Origin of the sequence: Vibrio sp. 397, from assembly GCF_033339395.1 — a bacterium.
Classification (GTDB): Bacteria; Pseudomonadota; Gammaproteobacteria; order Enterobacterales; family Vibrionaceae; genus Vibrio; species Vibrio alginolyticus.
Genome location: NZ_JAWOUN010000032.1, coordinates 1 through 18,741, shown reverse-complemented (window position 1 = coordinate 18,741; position 18,741 = coordinate 1). Strand labels below are relative to the sequence as shown.

Here is an 18,741-nt window from a genome sequence, read left to right as displayed (position 1 = left end):
ATTATCTTTATTTTTTCCGCCAGCGATTTCGTCTTCCCAATTTAACTTGGGATTCTGATTGAGAATTCGGCAACGCTTGGGGACGAGGAAGAAACTGCTGCTCCGCAGAAAAGTAACGCCCTTGCCCACCATAAACCCCGAGCTCAATTAATGTGTTGAGCTCGTTCTGATTCTCAATTCCCACTGCTATAATTTTAGTTTTACTGTTTGCCGCCGCACCTAGCATACTGCGGACAAATAGCTGGTTTTCATGTCGTTGGTCGATTTTTGCTACTAAACTGCGATGAAGTTTAAGGTAACGAATGTCCACTTCTTTTAAATAGTGAGTGCTGACGATGGTACGCCCAGCCTGCCCAACCATTAAGTGGCACCCTAAACCGGCCAGCATTTTAGCGACTGGTCGCATAAAGTCTAAGTGTCTTACAAATTGTGCTTCAACAAACTCAAAACTGAGACACTTTCTCTGCTCACGTGACAACTGTAAGAGTTCATCACGAAACCATTTAAAGTACTCTCGGTTAGAAAATGGCGTTACATTCAAATTGAGCGCATACGATCTTGAGTTATCAAAATTATCCTTAAACTCTCTTAAGAATTTATTAATAACCGACTTATCCATTTGCGCTTCATAACCAACCTGTCTGATCGCAGAAATGAACCGAGACGCTTTAACAATCCCATTCTCAGGATCGCGAATCCGACATGTTAACTCTTCATATAATGATTTTTTATGCGTCGCGTCACTTATTGGGTGCACAGATTGTGCGTAGAGTATCACACTTTCAGGTGTAAGTGCTGTGTCAAATAACGTTCTCCACCTCACACTTCCGCGAGCTTCTTCATCGTGGTTCCATTTTTTGAAGCGACTCCAATTATTGTTATTTTGTAGTTGCGCACTACGCAAAGCAGTCTCGGCTTCATCAATGATTTGGCTGTGTCGCTCACCTTCTTTATAAGTGGTGATGCCAATATGGCACCAGTTGTCTGGATCAAGTGGCTCTGGCGGCATTAACTTTTCTAACTGGCGAATGCATTGCGAGGCAAGGTTAGCCACATCTTTCGCACTTTGGTGCGGTAGAAAAAGCGCAAAATCAGCATCGTAATAACGGGAAAATACAACATCTGGGTATCGTTGAACTAAATTGGACAATAAACTCCCAACTTCAACAATAAACTCATCCGTAATTTGCTTATCTTGCTCTTCTTCAACCAGTTTCCAGTCTTGAATACGAACTAGCAACACGGCGCCGCGAGCCCCGCTTTCTAGTAACGCCGATTCCAACTTGCTATCAAATAACACTCGGTTAGCGGTACCGGTTAGCTTATCAAGGAAGGTTTGAGTTCGAATAAAGGTATCAAATCGGCTTCGCTCTTGACGCGCATCTTGTAACTCTTCGATTAATACATCGAGCGCTTCACTGGCGGTGTAAGGCCATTCTTTTTTGTCACCTTTGGCATACTGCTCCACCCTACCAGCCAGGATCATTCTGCCTCGCTCTTCGAGCATTTCGGAGCCTTCTAATTGCTCCTTAAGCCATGCCACGCCGCGCATTAAGCAGAAGATGATCAATACAACGGCAAGCGTGATCGACCAAAGCGCCTGCATTGAGTAGCTGTAACCTAAGTAAGGGGGAATTGCTTTAAAGTGAATCGTGTAATCTTGATTGTGAGTCAGCTGATACTCTGCCTCAAACAAGACTGACGCTTCCATTTGATGAGAAGTATCTTTGAAGCGATAAACAACGGCGTTGTTGGTCGACAACGTCATTTCGACAATATTGGAAGCCTGCAGCATTTTCGGCATCCAGCGCTGCATAGAATAAGCGGCGTCAGGATCTTCCATCTCCTTGTCGACCACCTCTACGATCCCTTCTAAATAATGGGTGAGATATTCCTGCCCAAGACGTTTAAAAGAGAGGGTGCCACCGACAAACAAGATAAACATGGCGCAGATAACGATCATGGTGACAAAGGCCACCAGCCGTGTGCTTAACTTAAGAGTTGGGGTATACCTCATGAATACCAAATTCCTTTTTTATTCATCATATACCTTATTGAAATATTTATACTTGATAAGAGTTCATCAAACAATCGGATTAGTCTGATAGTGAGAGGCTGGAGCATAAAGAAAATCACACTCATTGATAAGTTTTATTGTTACGCCTAACCTTGCCAAGATAAGCCTGTGAGATCATCAGATTGCGACAATAAAAAAGGCCGCGATATTCGCGGCCTTTTCGATTCAAGCATAAGCAGAATTTAGAACGGGATATCGTCGTCAAAATCCATTGGTGGCTCATTGTACTGCTGCTGTGATTGCTGCGGAGCCTGTTGTTGTGGTTGCTGTTGCTGAGGCGCATTGTACTGCTGCTGAGCTGGCTGTTGAGGCTGACCCCATCCACCTTGTTGCTGCTGTTGACCGCCCATTGGTGCGCCGCCACCTTGAGCACGACCGCCAAGCATTTGCATAACACCATTGAAGCCTTGAACAACGACCTCAGTTGAGTAGCGATCTTGGCCACTTTGATCTTGCCATTTGCGAGTTTGCAGTTGCCCTTCAATGTAAACTTGAGAGCCTTTACGCAAGTACTCACCTGCTACTTCCGCAAGTTTGCCGAACAACACAACACGGTGCCATTCCGTTTTTTCGCGCTGTTCGCCAGTCGCTTTATCACGCCATGAATCAGAAGTCGCAATAGTAATGTTTGCTACTGCACCGCCATTCGGCATGTAACGAATTTCAGGGTCGTTACCTAGATTCCCCACCAAAATAACTTTGTTAATTCCACGGCTGGCCATGATGTGCTCCGTTTCACTCTGGATATATAAAATTTTAGCGCATTAGAATAGCACGCTTTAATGTTTTGATTAAAGTCTAATACCATTGTGATCTATTGAGTCACCCTCTAGAACCCAAATCGTATTTCAACTTACGTGTGTAGCATTTTTGATTCGCGTTGCAGACATCGTTTCGTGAAGCTTTGAATTCGAACGCATTTATTCAGTAAAGCGATGGTTATGGCCTCTCTTTAATGCCAGTTTATGGCTTCTATTGAACCCAGGGAGATTGGAACACGTGAGAAAGTCGGCTTACGCAAGAAAGCTATTTCTGATCAGTATGGAAGATAATGCGCAAAAAAAAGTGGCGGCACTCGAAAAGTACATTGATATGAGCATCCCGGTGATTTCAACCGAAGCACTCATGGAAGCCAAGCCACAACACCGTAATAAAATTCTACTGATCGACTTCAGTGAACATAAATCACTTGTTCAATCGATCAAAAACTTGCCTCTTGTATGGAAAAACTTTGAAACCGTTGTCTTCAACGTGCCTAAAAGACTAACCACGGATGAACTTCTTTCATTTGGTCAATTAAAAGGTGTGTTTTATTCTGAAGATACGCTAGAGCAAATTGGAGAAGGGTTAAAAGGCATTGTTAACGGTCAAAACTGGCTGCCGCGTAATGTAACCAGTCAACTTTTACACTATTACCGCAATATCATTAATACTCATACTGCACCAGCTACGGTAGACCTAACCATTCGTGAGCTACAAGTACTGCGTTGCCTACAAGCTGGCGCCTCGAACAGTCAGATGGCCGAAGAGTTATTCGTCAGTGAATTCACCATCAAATCGCACTTGTATCAGATATTCAAAAAGCTATCCGTAAAGAACCGAGTACAGGCAATCGCCTGGGCAGACCAAAACTTAATGTCGTGATGCAATGTGAGCGGCTCTGATAACTGAAATGACGAGTCGCTCATCTTTTTTCCGCACCGAGTCTCACATTTTTTCCTACTTTATTCATGATTCATTGATACCTCTCGTGTTAAAGTTATACGTAGATTCTTGATAAAAACGAGATAGGATATTCCCCCAATGATAAAAAAATGTCTGTTCCCTGCTGCAGGCTATGGCACACGCTTCCTACCGGCAACGAAATCTATGCCAAAAGAGATGATGCCAGTCGTGAACAAACCGCTTATTGAATACGGTGTCGAAGAAGCAATCCAAGCTGGTATGAACGGCATGTGTATTGTGACAGGTCGTGGCAAGCACTCGATCATGGACCACTTTGATAAGAACTACGAACTGGAACATCAGATTAGCGGTACCAACAAAGAAGAGCTGTTGGTAGATATCCGTGAAATCATTGAATCTGCAAACTTCACTTATATACGTCAACGCGAAATGAAAGGCTTGGGCCACGCGATTCTAACTGGACGAGAATTGGTAGGCGATGAGCCATTTGCTGTTGTTCTTGCTGATGACCTTTGTGTGAACGAGCAAGAGGGCGTACTGGCTCAGATGGTGGCACTATTTAAGCAGTTCCGCTGTTCTATCGTTGCAGTGCAAGAAGTACCAGCCGAAGAAACGCACAAATACGGCGTTATCTCTGGTGAAATGATCAAAGACGACATCTACCGCGTAGACGACATGGTAGAAAAACCAGAGAAAGGCACGGCGCCTAGCAACCTTGCTATCATTGGCCGCTACATCCTGACTCCCGATATTTTTGAACTGATCGAAAACACCGAACCAGGTAAAGGTGGTGAAATTCAAATCACTGACGCGCTGCTGAAGCAAGCAAAAGCGGGCTGTGTATTGGCTTACAAATTCAAGGGCAAACGCTTTGACTGTGGTAGCGTTGAAGGTTACATCGAAGCAACTAACTATTGTTTTGAAAACCTGTATCTAAAAGATGAAAAAACCTCTGAGCTAGGTAAGCACGCAACACAAAAAGCAGTATAAAGCATCGTCTTAGTACGAAATTACTGTATCGAAAGCCCAGCACAACGCTGGGCTTTTTACTTTACTGTTTTTTTATCCAGTAATTTTCTTTGCACATTTCTCACACTATGTAATACTTGCCCCACTTGGTTATACATAGAGCAAAAACGATGGATAAAATAGAAGTTCGCGGTGCCCGAACCCATAACCTTAAAGACATTAATCTTACAATCCCTCGCGATAAACTGATTGTCATTACTGGACTAAGTGGCTCCGGTAAATCCTCTCTCGCTTTCGATACATTGTATGCAGAAGGCCAACGACGCTACGTAGAGTCTCTCTCTGCCTACGCTCGTCAGTTTTTGTCTCTGATGGAAAAACCCGATGTCGACCACATTGAAGGGTTATCACCTGCGATTTCTATTGAACAGAAATCTACTTCTCATAACCCGCGTTCAACCGTCGGTACAATTACCGAAGTCTACGACTACTTACGTCTATTGTATGCTCGTGTGGGCGAACCCCGCTGTCCAACGCATCATGCCCCTCTTGCCGCGCAAACCATCAGCCAAATGGTGGACAAAGTCCTAGAGATGCCGGAAGGCAGCAAAATGATGCTATTGGCGCCTATTGTCAAAGAACGTAAAGGTGAGCATGTTAAAACGCTTGAGAACTTAGCGGCTCAAGGCTTTATTCGTGCGCGTATTGATGGAGAAACTTGCGATCTTTCCGATCCTCCAACCCTTGAACTACATAAAAAGCACACCATTGAAGTTGTGGTAGACCGCTTTAAAGTTCGTCCAGACTTACAACAGCGCTTGGCCGAATCTTTCGAGACAACACTCGAATTATCAGGCGGAATTGCGGTTGTCGCGCCAATGGATGGCGACGGTGAAGAGATTATTTTCTCCGCCAACTTCGCTTGTCCACAATGTGGTTACAGCATGCAAGAGTTAGAGCCGCGACTTTTCTCATTCAACAACCCTGCTGGTGCATGTGGCACTTGTGATGGTTTGGGTGTTCAACAATACTTCGATCCAAGTCGAGTCATTCAAGATGATTCATTAAGCTTGGCACAAGGTGCGATTCGCGGTTGGGATCAAAAGAACTACTACTACTTCCAAATGCTCACCTCATTGGCCGATCATTATGGTTTTGACCTCCATGCCCCTTTTAATTCTCTGCCAAAGAAAACGCAAGATGTCATTCTAAAGGGCTCAGGTCGTACTGAGATTGAGTTTAAATACATCAACGATCGTGGCGATATTCGCGTTAAGCGTCATCCATTCGAAGGTATTCTGAATACCCTAGAACGTCGCTATCGTGATACAGAATCCAACTCTGTCCGTGAAGAGCTTGCGAAATACATCTCCACTAAATCTTGTTCAAGCTGTGGCGGTACTCGTCTACGCCTTGAAGCACGTAACGTGTTTATTGCTGATACGACACTACCTGAGATTGTTGAACTCAGCATTGCTGATGCATTGGAATTCTTCCATTCCTTGAAACTGGAAGGTCAACGCGCCCAAATCGCTGAAAAAGTGATGAAGGAAATCAACGACCGCCTGCAATTCTTAGTTAACGTCGGTTTGAACTACCTAAACTTATCACGCAGTGCAGAAACCTTATCAGGCGGTGAAGCTCAACGTATTCGTTTAGCAAGCCAAATTGGTGCAGGTCTTGTTGGTGTCATGTACGTCTTAGATGAACCGTCGATTGGCCTCCACCAGCGTGATAACGAACGACTCCTAAAAACACTGACTCATTTGCGCGATTTAGGTAATACCGTACTTGTGGTAGAACACGATGAAGATGCGATTCGCTGTGCAGATCATGTCATAGATATTGGTCCTGGTGCTGGCGTACATGGTGGTAATGTTGTTGCGGAAGGCACCATGGAAGAGATAGTCGCGAATCCGAATTCTCTGACAGGTCAGTACTTAAGTGGTGTTAAAGAAATCGCAGTACCGAAAGATCGCACGCCGCGAGATCCGAAAAAAACGGTTGAGCTATTAGGCGCAACAGGTAATAACCTTAAAAACGTTAACCTTTCAATTCCTGTTGGGTTATTCAGCTGTATTACAGGGGTATCTGGCTCAGGTAAATCAACGCTGATTAATGATACTTTCTTTAAAATTGCGCATACCCAACTTAACGGAGCGACAACGGCTCAGCCTTCACCTTATAAATCGATTAAAGGTCTAGAGCACTTCGATAAAGTCATCGATATTGATCAAAGCCCAATTGGCCGTACACCTCGCTCTAACCCTGCAACCTATACGGGGATCTTTACCCCAATCCGTGAACTGTTTGCAGGCACACAGGAGTCGCGTTCTCGCGGTTACAAGCCGGGCCGTTTTAGTTTTAACGTACGCGGTGGTCGTTGTGAGGCCTGTCAGGGTGACGGTGTTATCAAAGTAGAAATGCATTTCCTACCAGATGTTTATGTGCCATGTGATGTGTGTAAAGGTAAACGCTACAACCGTGAAACGCTCGAAGTACGTTACAAAGGTAAAACTATTGATGAAGTGCTAGAAATGACGGTCGAAGATGCACGCACCTTCTTCGATCCAGTTCCTGCCATCGCTCGCAAACTACAAACACTGATGGATGTGGGTTTGTCGTACATACGATTGGGTCAAGCGGCAACAACACTCTCCGGTGGTGAAGCACAGCGTGTGAAACTGGCGCGAGAGCTATCCAAACGTGATACAGGAAAAACCTTGTACATTTTGGATGAACCAACAACCGGCTTGCACTTCCATGATATCCAGCAGTTGCTCACTGTACTGCACAGACTTCGCGACCACGGAAACACTGTCGTGGTGATCGAGCATAACCTGGACGTCATTAAGACTGCGGACTGGATTATCGATCTTGGTCCTGAAGGGGGTCAGGGTGGCGGCGAGATAATCGCTCAAGGCACTCCGGAAGATGTGTCGCAAATCGAGGGGTCGCACACAGCTCACTTCCTCAAGCCTATGTTGAAGTAGAAAAAACAGGTAAAGTATCGAGACCAGCAAGTGCTGGTCTTTTTTCATTCAAAACAACGCAATAACTATGGCTACTATACATGTAAGTGGAACAAAGCTTTCTCCCGAAAAAGTACAGGTTCCCCTCAATCGCAAGTTTCTCATTGCCTTGGCAACACTATTTGTGTTGGCAATGCACTTTTTCATGCCCAACCCCGGCGGTTCGGGGCTTTCGCTTTCGTTCAATGCGACAACTTGGATTGCTTTTAGCTTTGCCTTAGGCATTGGGTGTTACCAACTTGCGAATAATCGAGTACTACGTTACTCAAAACTAACCATCGGCTTGTTCATTAGTACTCTTATCATGACGGTGCCCATTCTGTACCCAAATGCGAATAGCAGTTTGGCAGCCAATAAGCTCATTGGCCTGTGGTGTGGTGTCCTGTTCTTTATTGTCTTACAACAATTTCATTTCAGTAATAAACATCGCCAACGCCTATTATGGTTCATTGTCCTTGCGGTTGTTATCGAAGCCATTTTTGGTTTGACACAATATCTGTATCTCAAACCAGGCAATCCGTTTGGTTACGACACGGTGGCCAATCGTCCTTATGGTATTTTCCAACAGCCCAATGTAATGGCCAGCTTTCTTGCGACAGGGTTGGTGATTGCCAGCTATTTACTTGCACGTCAGCCCTACAAATACGATCGTAAGTTAAGCGATGTTTACCTTCTCTATGCCGTACCAGTTTTAACTTTACCACTAATTGTGGCGTTGGCTTCACGCACTGGTTGGTTAGCCTCGGTCATCGCCGTGTTGTTGGTCATTCCATACATGTACCGCTTTGCAACCAAAGGGCGCTTTATCCGCTGGGTTGTGTCACTTGTAAGTGGGCTCTTACTCTCAGTCGTTGTCATGCATCTTGCCTTTCCTGATGGAGGTGGGTTAGCCGCAGAAAAAGTAAATATGGAGTCTCCTCGAGCGTATACTTTTCCGCAAACATTAGACATGGTGATTGAAAAGCCTTTTACTGGTTATGGATATGGCAAGTTTGAATCTGAGTACATGCTGTATACGGCTCGTCAACATGCCCTTAATGAGAATTACCCAGCAGGTTTGCCTGCCATGGATCATCCGCATAACGAGCTGCTTTACTGGGGAGTAGAAGGTGGCTTACTTCCAATACTCGGCATCTTCTTAGCGATGGCACTGGTACTGTATCGAATCTATCAAGCCAAACGCGGAACTCGTCTTGCGTTGCTGGGCTTGTTTATACCTATCGTATTGCACTCACAACTGGAATACCCTTTCTACCACTCTCTCGTGCATTGGTTGATCTTCGTTATCCTACTGTACTGGGTCGATCAGCGCGTCTCTCGTTATCGACAAGTTGGCTTTAGTAATGTAACCAAAAGCTTGCTGCGTGTTTTTAGTTTGGTACTTCCCGTTGCGTTTACGTTTTACATGGTAAGCGCATTACATACGAACTATGTATTGACGAAGTTTGAGACCACTAGACCAACTAACCCTGATATTCTGAATCAAGTCAGTAACCCTGTAGTTTGGAAAGACAGATTTGATTGGGATGTCTATAGCACGTTTTTAAACCTTGGGCTGTACCAACAAGACGCAACCTTGATTCAGCCTTATATCGATTGGTCGCTAAAAATCATCAAAGATAAGCCTCGCCCTGCATTTTATAATAATTTGATTTTGGCCTACCAAGGCTTAGATGACTCAAGTAAAGCGGAGCAAATTAGAGCTGAAGCGCAGTTTTTGTTCCCGAAGATTGATTTCAGTGACGTCAATTACCAACCACCTTCTCAAGCAATCTCTGCCTCACCAGCCCCCACTTCAGGTGAATAGTAATAAGTACAAAAAAGCGAAGGGATGACCTTCGCTTTTCTTCATCTCATTGCTGTATGATTTTATTCAGTGAGTGACTCTTCTAACGCTTTTAAGCACAGCGCAACGTTTTCAGATCGAGCGCCGTAACCCATTAAGCCAATACGCCACGCTTTACCAGCTAATGCCCCAAGGCCTGCACCAATTTCTAGGTTATAGGTTTCTAGCAAGTGAGCACGAACTTTTGCTTCATCAATTCCTTCAGGCACGTAAATCGCATTTAATTGTGGCAACCGATGGGCTTCGTCCACAACAAATTCAAAGCCTAACTTTTGTAAGCCATTTTTGAGTTTTTCATGCATCAGTTGGTGACGAGCCCAAGCGTTTTCTAATCCTTCATTTTTCAGTATCAATAAAGCTTCATGAAGCGCATACAAGCTATTAACTGGCGCCGTATGATGGTAACTACGCTTGCCTTCTCCACTCCAATACCCCAAAACTAAACTCTGATCGAGGAACCAACTCTGTACTGGTGTTGTTCTTGCTTGAATCTTTTCAATCGCGGCAGTAGAAAACGTCACTGGTGAGAGCCCTGGTACACATGACAAACATTTTTGACTGCCAGAGTAAACCGCATCCAGTTGCCATTCATCCACTTTTAACGGCACACCACCAAGCGATGTCACCGCATCAACAATAGATAATGCATTATGCTGTTTCGCCAGCTTACCCAATGCTTGAGCATCACTGACTGCACCAGTTGAGGTTTCCGCATGCACAAAAGCAAGAATTTTTGTATCTGGGTGCTGTTCGAGTGCTTGCTCGACTTTATCAATGGAAACAGGCGTCCCCCATTCATCATCGACGATAACAACTTCGCCACCAGCACGGACGACATTTTCGCGCATGCGTTCACCAAATACACCGTTACGGCAGACGATCACTTTGTCGCCTTTCTCGATCAAGTTTACAAAGCAGGTTTCCATCCCTGCGCTACCAGGCGCTGAAACCGCAATAGTGAACTCATTGTCAGTTTGAAAGGCATACTTCAATAGCTGCTTGAGCTCATCCATCATACCGATAAACAGAGGATCAAGGTGACCTACCGTAGGACGGCTTAGTGCTTGTAACACTTGAGGATAAATATCAGAAGGACCAGGTCCCATTAAAATACGGTGAGGCGGAATAAAGCTTTGGATCGACATGTCAGCTCCTTGATTATCTTTTATCCTGAGCATTCTAAAAGTTCTATTCAATAACATGGCTCAGGTGTAGGGTTCTTCACCCTAATAGATTTTTCCTCTATCAGCAATTAGCCGTAAGTATGGAGGTCAAACCAGTGTCACAAAATCGTTAATAAAAAACACCATAAAGGTTGAAATATTGATTGACATTAAGGCCTCAAAACCGTTCAATGTTTGAGCTTTATGTAGAAGAGGAGCGCTACCCAGGTAGATGATTTGTGGAACCGCAATTCCAACACCAATCATTGAGGGGGAGTAGTGCCGAGGTAAGTCAAAGTTGCAGGATTTGACTTGTCGGTTGAATTGGGCTGAATCCCATCAACTGTCATCAGCGCAGTCTGATGAAGGGCTTCTGAGGGTAAATTTTTCAAATAGCATTCTAAATACCTCTCTTTTTGCTCTGTTCCTTTTCTCACTAAACATTGGATGTACAATTTTTTAGGAAGTCGTGGGAGAACGCAGTGAGCGCATTTAACGTAGCTAAATTCGGTGGAACCAGTGTTGCCAACTTTGAGGCAATGAGTCGTTGCGCCACCATTATCGAAAACAATCCAAATACTCGCCTGGTCGTGAGCAGCGCTTGCTCTGGCGTCACCAACCTATTGGTAGAACTCGCCAACGGTGTTCAGGATCAAACGCACCGTACTGAGCTGCTGCAAAATCTGGCCAACATTCATGACGCCATTTTAACTCAGCTCGAAGACAGCACGAAAACTGCTGCCGAGGTGTATGGCATATTAGATACCGTAACCAGCCTGGCCGAGGCTGCATCTATCCAAGCTAGTGCGAAGTTAACCGATCATTTAGTCGCATGTGGCGAACTCATGTCGACGCATATTCTAACTCAGTTAATGTGTGAGCGAGGCATTCAAGCTGTGCGCTTTGATATCCGCGATGTGCTGCGTACTGATGACAACTTTGGTCGCGCGGAGCCAAACATTGAAGCAATTTCGACGCTTGCGCAAGATAAACTCGTACCACTTTGCCAACAATCCGTTGTTGTTACTCAAGGCTTCATAGGATCTGACGAAGCCGGTAATACAACAACACTAGGTCGAGGAGGCAGCGATTACAGCGCCGCCTTAATTGCTGAGAGCGTCAAAGCGGCAGGGTTAGAAATCTGGACTGATGTTCCGGGCATCTACACAACAGACCCGCGAATTGCGCCAAAAGCCTCACCAATTCCTGAGATCAGCTTTAGTGAAGCTTCAGAAATGGCTAACTTTGGCGCTAAAATCCTTCACCCTTCTACGCTAGTACCTGCATTGCGCCACGACATTCCGGTATTTGTGGGGTCATCGAAAGAGCCTGAAAAAGGGGGAACTTGGATTCGCCACCAAGTCGAAAGCTCACCGTTATTCCGTGCGCTAGCTTTGCGTTGTAACCAAACCATGGTAACGCTACGCAGCGCCAATATGTTCCACGCATACGGTTTCTTAGCAAAGGTCTTTGAGATCCTTGCAAAGCATAAGATCTCTGTCGATTTGATCACGACATCTGAAATCAGTGTATCGTTAACACTTGATCAAACTGATACATCTGGCGGAGCACCACAGCTGCCGCAAGCTGCACGAGAAGAGTTAGAAGAGTTATGTAAGGTAGAAGTTGAACATGACCTATGCCTCGTTGCTCTCATTGGTAACAACATGAGTGAGAGTAAAGGCTACGCGAAACAGGTTTTTGGCACGCTAGAAGATTTTAACCTACGCATGATTTGTTATGGCGCTAGCCCTCACAACTTATGCTTCTTGCTCCATGAATCGGTATCGAAACAAGCCATACAAAAACTCCACACGGAGTTGTTTGAGAAGTAAGTTCAACTCAATAAAACAAAGGGCTGCGTATCTGCAGCCCTTTGTTGTTTCATTAGTTGTTATATTTGGACGAGGTAAACATCAATTTAACCGTTAATGTTTGGCCCTAACCATTTTTCAGCCTCGATCCTATCCCACCCCTTACGATCGGCGTAACTCTCTAGCTGATCTTCTTGGATCTGTGCGATCGCAAAGTAACGTGAGTCAGGATGAGAGAAGTACCAACCAGATACTGACGCACCCGGATACATTGCATAGCTGGAGGTTAGAGTCATGCCAATATTCTCTTCCACATTAAGTAGCTCCCAAAGCGGTCCTTTTTCAGTATGCTCAGGGCACGCTGGATAACCTGGTGCAGGGCGAATACCTTGGTATTTTTCACGAATGAGATCATCGTTAGATAAATCTTCATCCGCAGCATAACCCCAAATTTCTTTACGGACACGCTCATGCAAATACTCAGCAAACGCTTCGGCTAGGCGATCCGCCACCGCTTGAATCATAATTGCGTTGTAATCATCTCCCTGTGCTTTGTATTCATCAGCAAGCTCTCGTTCACCAATACCACCAGTGACAGCAAATGCCCCTATCCAATCATGTTTACCCGACTCTTTAGGTGCGATGTAGTCGGATAAACAATAGTTGAATCCTTTTGGTTTCTCGGTCTGTTGTCGCAAGTTACGTAATACTTTCACAACGTCGGTACGAGTTTCATCAGCATAAACTTCAATGTCGTCCCCCACGCTCGCAGCAGGGAATAAGCCACACATTCCACGCGCTTTTAACAGGCCTTCTCGCTCAACTCGATCAAGTAACTCGTTGGCATCTTCGAATAAACGTTTTGCTTCTTCACCAACTTCTTCATGTTGGAAAATTGTTGGATACTTACCCACAAGTGACCAAGTCATAAAGAATGGTGTCCAATCGATGTATTGACGTAATATAGCCACATCAAAATCATCGAAGATATGAATGCCAGGCTTAACAGGCACTGGAGGAGTATAAGCTTCCCAATCGATCGCAACTTTATTCGCTCGAGCCGCTTCTAATGTCACTGGTTTGGTTCTCGGTTTCTTTCGATTATGTTGATCACGTACTCGTTCGTAATCAGCTTGAAGTTTTTCAACAAATTCAGGGCGACGTTCATCTGACAGAAGAGAAGTACATACGCCCACTGCACGTGAGGCGTTGTTCACGTAAACCACTGGATGCTTGTAATTTTGCTCAATCTTAACTGCTGTATGGGCTTTTGACGTTGTTGCGCCACCGATGAGAAGAGGTAAGTTAAAGTCGAGACGCTCCATCTCTTTTGCAACATGCACCATTTCGTCTAATGAAGGCGTGATCAACCCTGATAAACCAATAATATCGACGTTTTCTTCTTGCGCTACTTTTAAGATCTTTTCGCAAGGAACCATGACACCAAGATCGATAATTTCGTAGTTATTGCACTGCAATACAACGCCAACGATATTTTTCCCGATATCATGTACATCACCTTTGACCGTCGCTAGCAAAATCTTACCGTTTGTTTGTCCCACCTGCTTTTCTGCATTGATGTAGGGCTCCAGATGCGCGACTGCTTGCTTCATCACTCGTGCAGATTTTACGACCTGAGGAAGGAACATTTTACCTTCACCAAACAAGTCTCCGACGACGTTCATCCCATCCATTAGTGGGCCTTCAATCACCTCTAATGGCTTTGAAGCGTTGACACGAGCCTCTTCGGTATCATCAACGATGAACTCAGTTATTCCTTTCACTAACGCGTGCTCTAAGCGCTTTTCAACAGGCCAAGTTCTCCACTCAAGTGCAGAGGCATCCTCCTCTTTACCTACCCCTTTGCCTGCATATTCCGCCGCGATATCTAACAATCTCTCAGTGGCGTCATCACGACGGTTAAGAACGACATCTTCCACAGCCTCACGCAATTTTTCAGGCACGTTATCGTAGATTTCTAACTGACCCGCATTCACAATCCCCATATCCATACCATTTTTAAAACAGTGGTAGAGGAACACCGCGTGAATCGCTTCACGTACATAGTTATTGCCACGGAAAGAGAATGAGACGTTAGAAACACCACCCGAGATCATCGCATGTGGTAAATCACGTTTGATATCGCCAACGGCTTCAATGAAATCCACCGCGTAGTTATTATGCTCCTCGATCCCCGTAGCAATGGCAAAAATGTTTGGGTCAAAAATGATGTCTTCTGGTGGAAAGCCCACTTCATCAACAAGAATTCGGTAAGCGTTGGTACAAATTTCTACTTTGCGCTCACGTGTATCTGCTTGCCCAATCTCATCAAACGCCATCACAATCACAGCCGCACCGTAACGGCGGATCAACTTAGCTTGTTCAACGAATTTCTCTTTGCCTTCTTTGAGAGAGATCGAGTTAACAATGCCTTTGCCTTGGATGCACTTAAGACCGGCTTCAATAACCTCCCACTTGGAAGAGTCAACCATGATTGGTACTTTTGAGATTTCAGGTTCTGACGCACAAAGGTTTAAAAAGCGAACCATACAAGCTTGTGCATCCAACATGCCTTCATCCATGTTGATATCGATAATTTGAGCGCCATTTTCAACTTGTTGACGAGCCACATCGAGCGCTTCATCGTACAGCTCTTCTTTAATTAAGCGCTTAAAACGCGCAGAACCGGTTACATTAGTACGCTCACCGACATTGATAAATAAAGAGTCTTTATCAATAGCGAGTGGCTCTAGGCCAGACAAGCGACAAGCGACGGGAAGGTCAGGTAATTGACGAGGGGCGATATTTTCAACCGCAAGTGCCATTTGGCGAATGTGCTCAGGAGTTGTACCACAGCACCCACCAATCAAGTTTAAAAAGCCACTTTGAGCCCACTCTTGAACATGCTTAGCCATATCTTCTGGCGATAAATCGTATTCGCCGAATGCATTCGGAAGCCCGGCATTTGGGTGAGCGGAAACAAAAGATTCTGATATACGCGAAAGCTCTTCAACATAAGGACGAAGCTCATCTGGGCCCAGCGCACAGTTCAAACCAAACGAAATCGGTTTAACATGACGTAATGAGTTGTAAAACGCTTCTGTAGTTTGACCTGATAATGTTCTACCGGAAGCATCAGTAATAGTCCCCGAGATCATCACAGGTAACTCAATACCCATCTCTTCAAACACACTTTCAACAGCAAATGAACAAGCCTTAGCGTTAAGCGTATCGAAGATGGTCTCGATAAGAATAAGGTCAGAACCACCTTTAATCAGCGCTCGAGTCGATTCAGAGTAAGCCTCAACTAACTCGTCGAAAGAGACATTTCGATATCCAGGGTCGTTTACATCAGGAGAGATAGAACAAGTGCGGTTCGTCGGCCCTAAAACCCCTGCGACATAACGCGGTTTATCGGGTGTTTTTGCGGTCCATTCGTCTGCAACTTCACGTGCAAGCTTGGCAGCAGCAAAGTTAATTTCTTCACTTAGGCTTTCCATCTCGTAGTCAGCCATCGCAATGGTTGTTGCGTTAAACGTGTTGGTTTCGAGAATATCTGCACCCGCTTCTAAATATGCAGCGTGAATGTCCTTGATAAGTTGAGGCTGACTTAGAACCAACAGGTCGTTGTTACCTTTTAGATCACAATGCCAATCCGCAAAGCGCGTTCCTCGATAGTCATGCTCTTCAAGTTTGTACCCTTGAATCATGGTTCCCATACCACCATCAATCAAAAGAATACGTTGCTTCAATTGAGCTTCAATCTGTTGTCTTACGTTACTTCCCACAGTACAGCCTCATTCCTTTAGTTATCTTTCCATCCTATCACACAAACTTCAGGAGTCTAGACGTCTAAACGTGGAATTAATGATTATTTTATCTCCTTCTTAACTTACAAAATAATCACGAAAAAATGTTTGCTATTTAAGCAGCATCAGCCGAGAATTCCATTCATAAAATGTTACAAATAGAGAGCTCTATGTCGGTCTATCATACTTTATGTTTTCTATCCGCAGCTGCGATGCTAATTGCTTTTGTAAACAGCAAGATAGGAAAGATGCAAACCACCATTGCGATTACCGCAGGTTCAATGGTGCTTTCACTTCTAATCTTAATTGCGGGTCAAAACAACTGGTTCCATCTCACCGAAATTGCGACGGAGACGGTCACAAGGATTAACTTCGAAGATTTCTTGCTCAAAGGCATTCTTGGCTTCTTACTATTTGCTGGTGGACTAGGCATCAAACTCCCGAACCTTAAAGATCAAAAGTGGGAGATCACTGTTTTAGCCCTTGGAGCCACACTGTTTTCCACGTTCTTTATTGGATTTGCACTGTATGGGTTTTGTCAGTTAATTGGCATCCAATTTGATTTGGTCTACTGCTTACTATTTGGTGCTCTAATATCGCCAACTGACCCAATCGCTGTATTGGCTATTGTGAAAAAACTAGATGCTCCTAAACGTATCTCCACTCAGATTGAAGGAGAATCGCTCTTCAATGATGGCTTCGGTTTGGTTATCTTCGTCACTCTATTTACGATTGCATTTGGCACTGAGGCACCAACTGTAGGTAGTGTCACCTTGCTCTTCATCCAAGAAGCTATCGGTGGTATCACATATGGTTTCGTCCTCGGTTTGCTATTCCACTACTTGATCAGTGCCACCGATGATCACTCAATGGAATTGTTACTTACCATTGGTGTCCCAACGGCAGGTTACGCATTTGCTGAATACATCCATGTATCAGGCCCACTCGCAATGGTTGTATCCGGTATTATGATTGGCAACTGGACACGCTTTATTGGCTTTTCAAAAGAGAGTGAAGATCACCTTGACCATTTTTGGGAGCTTGTTGATGAGTTCTTGAATGGCGTGTTATTCCTACTGATCGGCATGTCGATGCTGCTATTTGAATTCCACAAAGAAGACTGGATCATGATGGCTATTTCAGTCCCTCTTGTACTAGCAGCTCGCTATTTAAGCGTATTTCTCTCGTACATTGGCTTTAAGCGTTACAGAAAATATAACCCGTGGTCAGTACGTATTTTGACGTGGGGCGGCTTACGCGGGGGCCTTGCATTGGCAATGGCACTTTCCATTCCATCTGGTATTTGGGTGATTCAAGATAAGTTAATCGATGTAAAAGAGATTATTCTTGTAATGACCTACTCCGTCGTTGTTTTCTCTATCCTCATTCAAGGCTCAACAATCACCCCAATGATTGAAAAAGCAAAAGCAGAAGAGAAGAAGATGGAAGAGAACAACCAAGCAATAACCACTCCGGAACATACGGAGCCAGTGGACTCTTAAAGACACGTAACTTAATAAATAAAAAGCAGCTACCTAGCTGCTTTTTTCATAACTAATTTTCAGACTCCCCTTCAAGGACGAATGCTCCTTATTCTTTGATATACCTTCAAATATACTAAGAATCGCTACGCTGCATTTTCATAGATACTAACTATTGCCGATAGATAGTATTCATAGACGAGCCTTTTAATTTACCCATTTATCACTTCTCTTCTCTTGGCAATATAGGCTCCTCGCAAATATCAAAGCTAAACTTCCACAATACTTAGCAATGAGCGAGTTTGTATTTTTATGAGAAAGATACATTTAGGGTGATTGCGTTCAGAACCCAAACAGGTTAGCAATCTCACCAAGATAAAACTGAGCTAGCATTCAGGTAGATCAAAGCCTTAACAGAAATTTAGTCCCCCTCTCTCTTGATCTCAGTGAGACTAAACTTGTATTCAAAGTCGTCCTGTTTTCAAAATTGGAACAAGTGACACCTCAAACAATTAAACTCTGTCACATAACTAGATTTTCTAATATCGAACAAAAGGAGCTTTGGTGAATGAAGAGGCTCAAAACTAGCGCTCGAGACTGCAGAAACCACACAAAACTGAGTTCCACTTCACTCATACAGGGCTTAGAAAGCATAGCCAGAGGGAAGCCGTCCTCTCGATGCAAGGTTTCAATATGAAAGTGGGTTTAAGGTAAGTCGGGGAACCAAAACGAAAAAAGCCTCAGTCTTTCGACTGAGGCTTAATATAAGTGGCGGAGTGGACGGGACTCGAACCCGCGACCCCCGGCGTGACAGGCCGGTATTCTAACCAACTGAACTACCACTCCGCAGTGGTATCACTCGCT

The 18,741-nt window shown here is 44.5% G+C and carries 10 protein-coding genes, 1 tRNA gene and 1 riboswitch; of the genes, 6 read left to right on the top strand and 5 right to left on the bottom strand.

The window, feature by feature from the left end; genetic code table 11:
• Positions 1-7: 7 nt before the first annotated feature.
• Both csrD and R7P36_RS24160 read right to left on the bottom strand, forming a co-directional pair.
• Complete coding sequence (gene csrD, locus R7P36_RS24165; RefSeq protein ID WP_054728884.1) at positions 8-2,017, bottom strand: RNase E specificity factor CsrD; 2,010 nt, start codon at positions 2,015-2,017, stop codon at positions 8-10.
• 242 nt (positions 2,018-2,259) lie between these two features.
• Positions 2,260-2,799 (bottom strand): single-stranded DNA-binding protein, encoded by a 540-nt coding sequence (locus R7P36_RS24160; protein WP_005381235.1) that lies wholly within the window; start codon positions 2,797-2,799, stop codon positions 2,260-2,262.
• A 277-nt stretch (positions 2,800-3,076) separates the two neighbouring features.
• Here R7P36_RS24160 and R7P36_RS24155 point away from each other — a divergent pair, with 277 nt between their 5' ends.
• The 4 genes from R7P36_RS24155 to R7P36_RS24140 all read left to right on the top strand — a co-directional run bounded on the left by R7P36_RS24155 (position 3,077) and on the right by R7P36_RS24140 (position 9,571).
• Complete coding sequence (locus tag R7P36_RS24155) at positions 3,077-3,721, top strand: LuxR C-terminal-related transcriptional regulator (RefSeq protein ID WP_213899989.1); 645 nt, start codon at positions 3,077-3,079, stop codon at positions 3,719-3,721.
• A gap of 159 nt (positions 3,722-3,880) precedes the next feature.
• Positions 3,881-4,753, top strand: coding sequence for a UTP--glucose-1-phosphate uridylyltransferase GalU (gene galU, locus R7P36_RS24150; RefSeq protein WP_005381239.1), 873 nt, complete (start codon positions 3,881-3,883; stop codon positions 4,751-4,753).
• 149 nt (positions 4,754-4,902) lie between these two features.
• The gene (uvrA, locus tag R7P36_RS24145) at positions 4,903-7,725 is read left to right on the top strand and encodes an excinuclease ABC subunit UvrA (protein ID WP_005381241.1); all 2,823 of its coding nucleotides are present in this window, start codon (positions 4,903-4,905) and stop codon (positions 7,723-7,725) included.
• Between the two features lie 67 nt (positions 7,726-7,792).
• Complete coding sequence (locus tag R7P36_RS24140) at positions 7,793-9,571, top strand: PglL family O-oligosaccharyltransferase (protein WP_213899990.1); 1,779 nt, start codon at positions 7,793-7,795, stop codon at positions 9,569-9,571.
• A gap of 62 nt (positions 9,572-9,633) precedes the next feature.
• On the opposite strand, the gene R7P36_RS24135 is transcribed toward R7P36_RS24140, so the two are convergent.
• Positions 9,634-10,755 carry a pyridoxal-phosphate-dependent aminotransferase family protein gene (locus R7P36_RS24135; RefSeq protein WP_005381245.1) on the bottom strand — a complete coding sequence of 374 codons (1,122 nt, stop codon included), beginning with the start codon at positions 10,753-10,755 and terminating at the stop codon, positions 9,634-9,636.
• Between the two features lie 220 nt (positions 10,756-10,975).
• A riboswitch (Lysine riboswitch) is annotated at positions 10,976-11,154 on the top strand.
• A 101-nt stretch (positions 11,155-11,255) separates the two neighbouring features.
• On the opposite strand from R7P36_RS24135, the gene lysC reads away from it, so the two are divergent.
• A complete protein-coding gene (lysC, locus tag R7P36_RS24130) occupies positions 11,256-12,608 on the top strand; it encodes a lysine-sensitive aspartokinase 3 (RefSeq protein WP_017821324.1) in 1,353 nt (450 codons plus the stop codon).
• An 86-nt stretch (positions 12,609-12,694) separates the two neighbouring features.
• Here lysC and metH read toward each other — a convergent pair whose 3' ends face one another.
• Positions 12,695-16,375, bottom strand: a complete 3,681-nt coding sequence (metH, locus tag R7P36_RS24125; protein ID WP_213899991.1) for a methionine synthase — start codon at positions 16,373-16,375, stop codon at positions 12,695-12,697.
• Between the two features lie 191 nt (positions 16,376-16,566).
• Between metH and R7P36_RS24120 the strand changes: the two genes are divergently transcribed.
• Positions 16,567-17,898 carry a cation:proton antiporter gene (locus R7P36_RS24120; RefSeq protein WP_053306797.1) on the top strand — a complete coding sequence of 444 codons (1,332 nt, stop codon included), beginning with the start codon at positions 16,567-16,569 and terminating at the stop codon, positions 17,896-17,898.
• A 748-nt stretch (positions 17,899-18,646) separates the two neighbouring features.
• Here the strand turns inward: R7P36_RS24120 and R7P36_RS24115 are convergent.
• Positions 18,647-18,723: transfer RNA gene (locus R7P36_RS24115), tRNA-Asp, on the bottom strand.
• Between the last annotated feature and the right edge of the window lie 18 nt (positions 18,724-18,741).

What these genes read in the sequence shown, in the direction of transcription:
- R7P36_RS24160 (WP_005381235.1), bottom strand. Translation starts at nt 2,799, where the DNA reads ATGGCCAGCCGTGGAATTAACAAAGTTATTTTGGTGGGGAATCTAGGT.
- R7P36_RS24120 (WP_053306797.1), top strand. Translation starts at nt 16,567, where the DNA reads ATGTCGGTCTATCATACTTTATGTTTTCTATCCGCAGCTGCGATGCTA.
- csrD (WP_054728884.1), bottom strand. Translation starts at nt 2,017, where the DNA reads ATGAGGTATACCCCAACTCTTAAGTTAAGCACACGGCTGGTGGCCTTT.
- uvrA (WP_005381241.1), top strand. Translation starts at nt 4,903, where the DNA reads ATGGATAAAATAGAAGTTCGCGGTGCCCGAACCCATAACCTTAAAGAC.
- R7P36_RS24140 (WP_213899990.1), top strand. Translation starts at nt 7,793, where the DNA reads ATGGCTACTATACATGTAAGTGGAACAAAGCTTTCTCCCGAAAAAGTA.
- R7P36_RS24135 (WP_005381245.1), bottom strand. Translation starts at nt 10,755, where the DNA reads ATGTCGATCCAAAGCTTTATTCCGCCTCACCGTATTTTAATGGGACCT.
- galU (WP_005381239.1), top strand. Translation starts at nt 3,881, where the DNA reads ATGATAAAAAAATGTCTGTTCCCTGCTGCAGGCTATGGCACACGCTTC.